The 1733-nt window shown below is 66.2% G+C and carries 1 protein-coding gene and 2 pseudogenes; 2 read left to right on the forward strand and 1 reads right to left on the reverse strand.

Annotated elements, in window-relative coordinates:
* Nucleotides 1-246 (reverse strand): annotated as a pseudogene (locus ACESMD_RS14480) (PhnE/PtxC family ABC transporter permease); the annotation flags it as partial.
* 106 nt (nucleotides 247-352) lie between these two features.
* On the opposite strand from ACESMD_RS14480, the gene ACESMD_RS14485 reads away from it, so the two are divergent.
* Together ACESMD_RS14485 and ACESMD_RS14490 are read left to right on the forward strand one after the other, a co-directional pair.
* Nucleotides 353-748, forward strand: a complete 396-nt coding sequence (locus ACESMD_RS14485) for a cytochrome c (RefSeq protein ID WP_372614371.1) — start codon at nucleotides 353-355, stop codon at nucleotides 746-748.
* Between the two features lie 114 nt (nucleotides 749-862).
* Nucleotides 863-1733, forward strand: a pseudogene (locus ACESMD_RS14490) (pyruvate:ferredoxin (flavodoxin) oxidoreductase); the annotation flags it as partial.

Below are 1733 nucleotides of genomic sequence, written 5' to 3' on the forward strand. Positions count from 1 at the left end.
CAGCACCAGCACCACGATGGCAATCAGGATGGTGGCCTCGGTGGGCCAGGCGAAGGTGTCGATGGAGCCCTGCAGGATCACCCCGATGCCCCCGGCACCGACAAGCCCCAGCACCGTCGACTCGCGGATATTGATGTCCCAGCGCAGGATCACGATGGCGGAGAAGGCCGGCATCACCTGGGGCACCACGGCATAGGCGATCACCTTGAGCTTGGAGGCCCCGGTGGCCTCCATGGCCGGCACCGGCATACTGGTACATCTCCACGTCCACTTGGCTTACCCGGAGATCGTAGGGCGCCTTGAATCGGATGGTGACCAGCACCGGCCCACGCCAACGTGACCAGGCGTGCTGATGGCCATCAGCACGGCATGGGCAGCCGACGACACCGAACCGCTGATGCTACGCAGGATCATGCAAGAGCTCGGCGAAGACATGCAGACCGTCACCGACGGCATTTCCCGAGAGGACTGGGCGCTGGTCGCGGAAACCGCCCCCGCGATCGCCAACCATTCTCAGCCGTCGGCGATCGAAAGAATGCGCATCCTCGGCTTCCTTGGCACCGATGCCAGCGTCTTTAGAAATCATGACAAGAAGGTCCAGCAGGCGGCGCTGCAGCTCGAGAAGGCCGCCGAAGGGCAGAACGGCGCCGAGGTCATCGCCGCGTTCGCCACGTTGCAGAACCGCTGTCTCGCCTGTCACCAGGATTTCCGCAAACCCTTCACGGCACATTTCTATACTGAACCGTGACGATTCGAACATCTACTTGATGCCAGTCAATCAAACCCTGGTTCTTGGGTTCGGCCGGGTAGCGGTGGGCTATACCGAGAGTCGGATATCCCGGCGAAGGAGGAAACGCTACGTATGGCTAACGGATCCTGGCTGACCATCGACGGCGCCGAGGCCGCCGCGACCGTGGCGCATCGCCTGAGCGAGGTGTGCGCCATCTATCCCATCACGCCGGCCTCGGTCATGGGTGAGGCCGCCGACGCCTGGTCGGCGGAAGGCCGCAAGAACCTCTGGGGCACGGTGCCGCACATCGTCGCGATGCAGAGCGAGGGCGGCGCGGCCGGCGCGATGCACGGCGCCCTGCAGGCGGGCAGCCTGGCGACCAGCTTCACCGCCTCCCAGGGCCTGCTGCTGATGATCCCCACTATGTACAAGATCGCCGGCGAGCTCACGCCCATGGTGCTGCACGTCGCGGCGCGCTCGCTGGCCTGCCAGGCGCTGTCGATCTTCGGCGACCACAGCGACGTGATGGCGGTGCGTCAGACGGGCTTTGCGATGCTGTGCGCCGGTTCGGTGCAGGAGGCGATGGACTTCGCCGCCATCGCGCATGCCGCGACGCTGGGAGGCCGCGTGCCGGTAGTGCATTTCTTCGACGGCTTCCGCACCTCCCACGAGGTGGCGAAGATCCGCGCGGTGGAGGACGACGTGCTGCGTGCGCTGGTGTCCGACGAGCAGGTGCACGCCCACCGCGCCCGGGCGCTGTCGCCGGAGCATCCGGTGCTGCGCGGCAGTTCGCAGAACCCCGACGTGTACTTCCAGGGGCGCGAGGCCGTCAATCCCTTCTACACGACGTTCCCGGCGGTCGTGCAAGCGACCATGGACCACTTCGCCGAGCTCACAGGGCGTGCCTACCGGCTGTTCGAGTACCACGGCGCGGCGGATGCTGAACGCGTCATGGTCATCATGGGCTCGTGCGCCGCCGCGGCCCGCGAGCGGGCCGGATATC

This window comes from Halomonas sp., from assembly GCF_041689495.1.
Lineage (GTDB): Bacteria > Pseudomonadota > Gammaproteobacteria > Pseudomonadales > Halomonadaceae > Halomonas.